We start from the raw sequence: 7,637 nt of genomic DNA, 5'->3' as shown, positions 1-7,637 counted from the left end.
CACGGCGCCGAGACGAAGCGTAGCCGTAGCTACGGTGAGAAGCGGCAACGATGCGCTCGCGGGATGCAGCGCGCGCTGAATGCCATCGAAACTTCTGTTACGGTACACTAGGCCCCTACGTGCACCGCGGCCTCGACGCTCTCGCGGACGCGCTCGGCGACCGCCTCGAACGCCTCGGCCGCGGCCGATTCGGGTGCCACGAGCACGGTGGGTGAGCCCTCATCGCCGGAGCGCCGCACGCCGGTGTCCAGCGGGACGCTTCCGAGGAAGGCCACGCCCATCTCCTCGGCCAGCCGGGCGCCGCCCCCGGCGCCGAAGATGTCGTGCTGCTCGCCGCAGCTGGTGCACACGAACCCGGCCATGTTCTCGACCACGCCGAGCACCGGCGTGCGCACCCGTTCCCACATGCGTATGCCGCGCCGCACGTCCGCCGTGGACACGTCCTGGGGGGTCGTGACCATCACCGCCCCGTCGATGGCGATCGACTGCGCGAGGGACAGCTGCGCGTCGCCCGTGCCGGGCGGCATGTCCACCACCAGGTAGTCCAGCTCACCCCACTCCACCTGCTCCAGAAACTGCTTCAGGATGCCCGAGATCAGGGGTCCGCGCATGATCGCGGGCTGATCCGCATCCATCAGGAAGCCGATGCTCATCAGGCGTACGCCGTGCGCCTCCATCGGCACGATGCGCTCCTGGCCGCGCGTGCCTGTCACCCGCGGCCGACCCGTCTCGCCGAACAGAAGCGGGATGTTGGGGCCGTAGACATCGGCGTCCAGCAGCCCCACCGCAGCGCCCTTTGCCGCCAGCGCGACGGCGAGGTTGGCGGCCACGGTGGACTTGCCCACGCCGCCCTTGCCCGAACTCACCGCCACCACGTGGTGGACGCCCGGAACCATGCCGGGAGCGGGGGTGGGCGCGGGCACCGTGCCCGGTCGGTGGCCGGACTCGGCTCGCCTCGACTCCGGCTTGGGCTGGTCGCCCGACGTCTTGGGCAGCCGCACGTCGATGCGCGCCCGGGTCACTCCCTCGATGCTCTCCACCGCAGCGCGCGACTCGCGCACGAGCGTCCCCGGGTCGTCCGGGCCGAGGACGAACAGGAAGCGCACGATGCCGTCCTCCGACACCTCCAGATCCTGGACCTTGCCGGCCGAAAGCACGTCGGCGCCGTGCTCGGGGTGTCGGACGTCCGAAAGCGCGCCGCGGGCCGCCTTCAGAATCTCGTCTCTATCGATCATATGGCTGTCTTCTCTATGCGCGAGGCCGGCCACCGGAGGGTGCCGGCCTCGCGAGGTCAGCGGACGTCGGCAGGGCTACCTGGCGGGACGTCCGGGATCGCTTCGGCTAGATTGCCAGAACCTGGCGCACGCCCGGGACCGCCGCAACGAGCCTCCGTTCGATGCCCTGCTTGAGGGTGACCGAGGAGATGGGGCACGTCTCGCACAGCCCCAGCAGCCGGAGCCGAACCACGCCGTCGCCCTCATCGAAGTCGACGAACTCCACGTCGCCGCCGTCGGCATGCAAGGCAGGCCGAAGCGCCGTGAGAACGTCCTCGATTTCCTTCTGGCGGCTCATCTCGTCTTCCACGAATCAATAGTGATTATCGCTTAAGATAATCTAGTCCCGCTACGGCCCCTAGGCCACCCGTTCCGATATGGTCTTGGGCTGCGTGAACAGCAGCAGGTAGTCCGGTCCGCCGGCCTTGGAGTCGGTCCCGGACATGTTGAAGCCACCGAACGGCTGCACCCCGACCAGCGCTCCCGTGATCTTGCGATTCAGGTACAGGTTGCCCACGTGGAAGTCCTCGCGGGCGCGAGCCAGCCGGTCCGCGTCGGCCGAGAACACGCCGCCCGTCAGGCCGAACTCGGTGGAGTTGGCGATGCGCAGCGCGTCGTCGTAATCGCGCGCCTTGATCAGCGCCAGCACGGGGCCGAAGACCTCCTCCTGCGCCAGCCGGGCGTTCGGCGGCACATCCGATATCACGGTGGGCTGCACGAAGTAGCCGTCCTCGGCCGGCGACGCGTCGCCTCCCATCACGAGCCGGCCCTCCTCGCGGCCGATCGCGATGTAGCTCTTGATCTTCTCGAACGCCTCTTCGTCGATGACCGCGCCCATGAAGCTGTCCTGGTCCGCCGGGTCTCCAACGGACAGCGCGCGCGCCTTGTCCAGGACCTTCTGGAGGACCTCGTCGTAGACGTCCTCGACCAGGATAGCGCGCGAGCAGGCGGAGCACTTCTGGCCCTGGAAGCCGAACGCCGAGGCCACGATGGAGGAGGCCGCGTCGTCCAGGTCCGCCGTTTCGTCGACCACGAGCGCGTCCTTGCCGCCCATCTCCAGCACCGCGCGCTTGAGCCACACCTGGCCCGGGTGCACGCGCGCCGCGCGCTCGTAGATGCGGGTGCCCACAGCCTTGGAGCCCGTGAACGCCACCACCCGCGTGCGCGGGTGATCGACCATTCGCTCGCCCACGATCTCGCCCGGCCCCGTGACGAAATTGAGCACCCCGGCCGGAAGCCCCAGCTCCCGCATGATGTCCAGGAAGCGCGCGGCGATGGTGGGCGACTGCTCGGCGGGCTTCACGACCACCGTGTTGCCGGCGACGAGCGCGGCCAGGGACATCCCGGCCATGATCGCGAGGGGGAAATTCCACGGCGGGATCACCGCCGTGACCCCCAGCGGAATGTACACCATGCGGTTGTCCTCGCCCGGCCGCTCGGACGTTTCCCCGCCCCGCTCCAGCCGCAGCATCTGGCGCGCGTAGTACTCGGCGAAATCGATCGCCTCCGCCACGTCGCCGTCCGCCTCCGCCCAGCTCTTGCTGACCTCCAGAACCATGAGCGCGGCCAGGTCGAACTTGCGCTCGCGCATGAGGCGGGCGGCGTCCACCAGGTACCGGGCGCGTTCGGACGCCGGCGTCCGGCGCCAGGACTCGAAGGCGCGTTCGGCGGCCTCGATGGCCCGATCGGCGTGCTCGGCGGTCCCGTTCGGGAACCGGCCGATGACCTCCGCCGGCGCCGCCGGGTTCACCGAGGCGAAGGTGTCCTCCAGCGTCACTTCTTCGCCGTCGATGTACATGGGGTAGCTGCGCCCCAGTTCGGCCCGCACTCTCGCCAGCGCGTCCTCCATGAGGCGCGCGTTGTCCGGGTCGCTGAAATCCGTGAAGGGCTCGTTTTGAAATTCTGGCAGCATCGTCTCCTCGCTGTCGCGCCTAGGCCGTGCGCACGCGCCCGGGCCGGTCGCGCCGGCTCAGTAGCGCGCGCGCGATCACCGGACCGTGCAGGCGTCCGTTTTCAATGAAGGTCTTGTTGCTCCCCGCGGCGATCACGCCGGCGATGAACACGCCGCCGCGTTCGCTTTCCATCGTGTCCGGGTCGTGCGCCGGAACGTGCGTCTGCGGGTCCACGCTCACTCCCATCTCGCGCAGCAGCACCGGATCCGGCGTCCAGCCCGTCATGGCGAACACCCAGTCCGCCGCCAGCTCCTCGCGCGCGCCGTCCTCCCGCACCAGGTGCACGCGGTCCGCCTCGATGCGCTCCACGCGCGTGCCCCAGCGGGCGTCGATCGAGGAGTCCGCGAACCGATCCTGCAGGTCGGGCAGGATCCACGGCTTGACGCCCTCGTCCATCTGCTCCAGAAAGTGCACGAGGGTGACCCGGGCACCGTTATCGTGCAGGTCTAGTGCGGCCTCGGCCGCCGAATTACCTCCGCCCACCACGACGCAGTCCTGGTCGAAGTAGGGCGCGCCCTCGTCGTAGTAGTGCGACACGTGGGCTAGCTCCTCGCCGGACACGCCGAGCAGGTTAGGGGTGTCGAAGTAGCCGGTGGCGACCACCAGCCAGCGAGCCCCGTAGGCGCGCTCCTCGCCCGACGACCGCCGCGTACGCACGACGAACGCACCCTCCCGGCCGTCGACCCCCACGACGCGCTCGTATTGGCGCACGTCCAGGCCGAAGTGCGACACCACGCGCCGATAGTACGCCAGCGCCTCGCGCCGCGTGGGCTTCTCCCCGGCGACGATGAAGGGGAGCTCTCCCAGCTCCAGCCTGTCCGCGGTGCTGAAGAACGTGCCGTAGGTGGGATAGGACGCGATGGAGTTGGTGACGCAGCCCTTCTCCACCACGAGCGCGCTCAGGCCCGCCCTGGAGGCCGCGACCGCGGCAGACAGGCCGCACGGCCCCGCCCCGATGACGAGGACGTCGATCACGGGGTCGGCTCCGCGGGCACGAGACGCTGCCGCTGCACGGCGCGCGCCTCGGCGGCCGCGCGCCCCAGGGGGATGCGCCAGAGGCCACCGGCGTGCCAGCGTTGGAATTGATCGTCGTAGTGTTCGCTCATCGGATTCCCGGACTGCCCGGTGGGGATGATGAACCCGCCGGCTCCGTCCACGTCGCCCATGTCCACCACGTGGCGCTGGGAGGGCCCGTAGGCGCTCACCTTGTCGCTCCCCGACCCGGTGTAGTTGGCCACGTTCACGGTAGTGCGCGAGCCGCCGTGCGGCGCATCGCCCACGTTCAGGTCGAGCACCGTCTCCAACGCCCCCACGGTGCCCAGCGCGTGCTCGGCGCGCACCGAATGGAGCTCTCCCCAAGCGCGCCCGGCCACGACGGAATCCGCGTACTCCGCGGCCCGCCGCAAGATCCCATCGAAGCGTTGCCGGGCCGCCCCGGTCGCCGCCCAGGGCACCCTCCGCAGCTCGAGCGCGTGATCCACCGCGGCCGACGGCATCCAGGCGCGGCGCGGTCCGTACAGGTCGCGGGCCAGGCCGCGCTGCACCCCCTCGAGCCACAGGTAGTAGAGCGCGGCCGCGTGCGAGTCGCGGCGCGCCCGCAGGTCCCAGTTCCGCAGCGCGGCGGCGGCCGCGGCCAGCCCCGCGGCGGCGGCGGCGTCGACCGCCAGGGCCCGGTAGCGCTGCGCGTGCGTGTCCAGCACGTCCAGCTGCATGGCGTGCACGCCGTCCGCGCTCAGGCCGCCGCCCACCGCGAGGGAGTCTTCGATCATCTGGGCGATCCGGCGCGCGCGCCACGGGCCGAACCAGCGCGCGGTGATGCGATCGCCGACTTCGCCGGCGGTCTGGCGATTGTTGGCGGTCACGATCCAACCCCGCTCGGGGCGGCTCTGCGCCGGGTGCTCGCCGAGCGGCAGGTACGCCCGCCAGTCCCAGTCGCCGGTCCAGCCCGGCACCGGCGTGAGCGGCGGCTTCAGGCCGTTGGCGGGAACGGGCACCCTGCCGCCCATCACGTAGCCCCAGTCGCCCGCGGTGTCCGCGTAGACGACGTTCTGGTGCGGGTTGGTGAAGCTCGAGACCGCGGCGGCCAGCTCCGCTCCGCTGCGCGCGCGGTTCATGCTCCTCAGCGCCCGGAAGGTGGTCGAGGGCTGGTGCGCCACCCACGCGAGCGCGAGCACGCGGTCGGTCTGGAAGTCCACCGCGTCGCTGATCACCGGGCCGTGACGCGTGCGTCGAAGCCGCAGGGTGTCCGGCGCGTCCCTGCCCTTCACGTGGATCAGCTCCACGCCGACCTCGAACGGCTCGCTGCCGCCCGGCACCAGATAGCGCGCCGGGTCCGCCGGATCCACGCGTTCCTCGAAGAGATCCACGTCGTCCACCATGGCGTTGGTGTATCCCCACGCCACCGCGCGGTTGTGGCCGGCGATGACGAACGGGGCGCCCGGCAGCGTCATGCCCGCCACGTCCATGTCGCCATCGGCGACGTGCAGCGCCATCAGATACCAGAGGCTGGGCGCGCGCAGGGCAAGGTGCATGTCGTTGGCGAGGATGGGCTTCCCGGACGCGCTGTGCCGCCCGCCGATGACCCACGAGTTGGAGGCGTGCGCGGTCGCTCCCAGCGCCAGAGCCTCGGCGGCCGGGCCCGGGATGGGCGGCGGCAGCGCGGCGCCGGACGCGGGTCCCGGCAGCGCGGGCGGCCCGGCGGCCGCCGCCGCCGGGCCTGGTTCAGGCTCGCCCGATCGCGTTCCGGCGCCAGCGTGATCGTCCAGAATCGTCTCTCCCCACGCCGGGTAGGGCGGAGTGAGCCAGCGGGCCCGTTCGGCGCCCAGCCCGGCCACCGCCCGCGCCACGTTCGCCGACGTACCATAGAGCGCCAGGTCCATGGCCATCACCTTCTCGATGGCGATGACGTTGGCGGCGGTCCACGGCTCCGGCTCCACCCGCACCAGCGAAAACTCGGGCGGGAGCGGCACGTCCCGTGTCTCCAGCCAGGCGTTGACGCCGGCGGCGTAAGCGTCGATCAAGCCCCGCGCCTGCGCGTCGAGCGCCGCGCCCCCGTCCAGCGCGGCGCGCCACAGGCCCAGGGCGCGCAGGAACCGGTCGGAGTCGAGCGTGGCGTCCCCGAACATCTCGGACAGCCGGCCCTGCGCTGCCCTGCGCAGGAGCTCCATCTGCCACAACCGGTCGCGCGCGTGCAGCCAGCCCTGTACGAACGCCAGGTCGCGCTCCGTTTCGGCCCACACGTGGGGCACACCCAGCGAATCCCGCCAGACCTCGACGGGGGCGCCGAGTCCGGACAGCGACACGGTGCCGGAATCGTCCGCAACGGAACGACTCGCGTACCACCACGCTCCCGCGGCGGCCAGCACCGCCGCCACGGCCAGCGCCGCCACGGCGAGTCCGACGCGCCTCAGCACGCGCCAGGCCGGGTGGCGACGAGCGCCGCGGCGGAGAACGCCGTTCGCCTATCGCTGGAAACCGGATGTGTGATCACCGCGGGGCGTCTCCTGGATGGGGACTGCACGGGCGATCCGACATTAGCGCCGGGCGCACGGACCGGCCAACCCTTGACGGAGCGCGCGCAGACGCTCACTCTGCGGATACCCCCCGTCATCAACAGAATCCGGGATACTAATGTCCGGAACCAAGGACCGGGCGGAAGGCATCCTGCGCGAATTGCCTTCTGTCGTGGACGCCTTCGTGCGCGAGGACGTGTACGGGGACCCACGCGAAGTCCACCTGCTGATCCGGTCGGGGCCGGAGCCTCGGGATCTCGCGACGGACGTCCGCGACCTACTCGAGGAGCGGCTAGGCGTCCCCGTGGACCAGCGCATCATCAGCATCGCCCAGCTGCGCGAGGCGGCCTCCGAGGCGTTGCCGTTGGCCGCCGACGGATACAACGCCGCGCTCGCCCTGGCGCCCCCGCAGGCCCCGACCCACTCCCCCGAGCTCCTGCACGAGACCGTGCCCCTCCTCGCGCGACCCGCGGCGGCACCCATGGGAGAAGCCGAGCCCGGGCGGGCGACGCTCGCCGGGGTCGAGGTCCGACGCGAGAACGGCAGGGTGATGGTGGCCGCGCGGCTCGTCCACGCGGGCCAGGAGTTCTCCGGGGAGGCCGCGGAGCCTGACTTCGGGCTCGGATCCGTCAGGGCCGCGGCGCGCGCCGGGCTACGAGCGGTTGAGAGCGCGCTGCTGGGCGCCGTGGTGCTGGAGCTCGAATCGGCCAGCGTCGTGCGCGCCCTGGACCGGGACGTGGTCCTGGTAGCGGCCTCCGCGCTGGCCCCCGAATTGGGCCGGCGCGCACGTCACCTCGCGGGCGCCCACCCGGTTGAAGCACGTCCCGAGGGCGCCGCCGTGCTGGCCGCGCTGAAGGCCACCAATCGCACCGCGGAGATGGCCTGAGCCGGCGCCCGGC

The 7,637-nt window shown here is 71.5% G+C and carries 6 protein-coding genes; 1 reads left to right on the top strand and 5 read right to left on the bottom strand.

The annotated features are described in order from the left end of the window. Nucleotides 1-107: 107 nt before the first annotated feature. The 5 genes from ABFS34_15080 to ABFS34_15060 all read right to left on the bottom strand — a co-directional run bounded on the left by ABFS34_15080 (nucleotide 108) and on the right by ABFS34_15060 (nucleotide 6,639). Complete coding sequence (locus tag ABFS34_15080; protein MEN8376749.1) at nucleotides 108-1,235, bottom strand: Mrp/NBP35 family ATP-binding protein; 1,128 nt, start codon at nucleotides 1,233-1,235, stop codon at nucleotides 108-110. A gap of 106 nt (nucleotides 1,236-1,341) precedes the next feature. Further along, entirely contained in the window at nucleotides 1,342-1,572 is a 231-nt protein-coding gene (locus tag ABFS34_15075; GenBank protein MEN8376748.1) for a NifU family protein, read from the bottom strand. A gap of 60 nt (nucleotides 1,573-1,632) precedes the next feature. Continuing rightward, a complete protein-coding gene (pruA, locus tag ABFS34_15070) occupies nucleotides 1,633-3,186 on the bottom strand; it encodes an L-glutamate gamma-semialdehyde dehydrogenase (GenBank protein ID MEN8376747.1) in 1,554 nt (517 codons plus the stop codon). Nucleotides 3,187-3,205: 19 nt separating this feature from the next. Continuing rightward, complete coding sequence (locus tag ABFS34_15065) at nucleotides 3,206-4,201, bottom strand: YpdA family putative bacillithiol disulfide reductase (GenBank protein MEN8376746.1); 996 nt, start codon at nucleotides 4,199-4,201, stop codon at nucleotides 3,206-3,208. Further along, nucleotides 4,198-6,639 (bottom strand): penicillin acylase family protein, encoded by a 2,442-nt coding sequence (locus tag ABFS34_15060; GenBank protein ID MEN8376745.1) that lies wholly within the window; start codon nucleotides 6,637-6,639, stop codon nucleotides 4,198-4,200. Before ABFS34_15060 ends, ABFS34_15065 begins: the two co-directional genes overlap by 4 nt. A 217-nt stretch (nucleotides 6,640-6,856) precedes the next feature. Here ABFS34_15060 and ABFS34_15055 point away from each other — a divergent pair, with 217 nt between their 5' ends. Beyond that, nucleotides 6,857-7,624, top strand: a complete 768-nt coding sequence (locus ABFS34_15055) for a hypothetical protein (GenBank protein MEN8376744.1) — start codon at nucleotides 6,857-6,859, stop codon at nucleotides 7,622-7,624. Nucleotides 7,625-7,637: the final 13 nt, after the last annotated feature.

The sequence above is a fragment of the Gemmatimonadota bacterium genome, assembly GCA_039715185.1.
GTDB lineage: Bacteria > Gemmatimonadota > Gemmatimonadetes > Longimicrobiales > RSA9 > DATHRK01.
Note: the sequence above shows the minus strand (reverse complement) of the source record. Positions and strands in the feature narration are given on the sequence as shown.

What these genes read in the sequence shown, in the direction of transcription:
- ABFS34_15080 (MEN8376749.1), bottom strand. Translation starts at nt 1,235, where the DNA reads ATGATCGATAGAGACGAGATTCTGAAGGCGGCCCGCGGCGCGCTTTCG.
- ABFS34_15055 (MEN8376744.1), top strand. Translation starts at nt 6,857, where the DNA reads ATGTCCGGAACCAAGGACCGGGCGGAAGGCATCCTGCGCGAATTGCCT.
- pruA (MEN8376747.1), bottom strand. Translation starts at nt 3,186, where the DNA reads ATGCTGCCAGAATTTCAAAACGAGCCCTTCACGGATTTCAGCGACCCG.
- ABFS34_15075 (MEN8376748.1), bottom strand. Translation starts at nt 1,572, where the DNA reads ATGAGCCGCCAGAAGGAAATCGAGGACGTTCTCACGGCGCTTCGGCCT.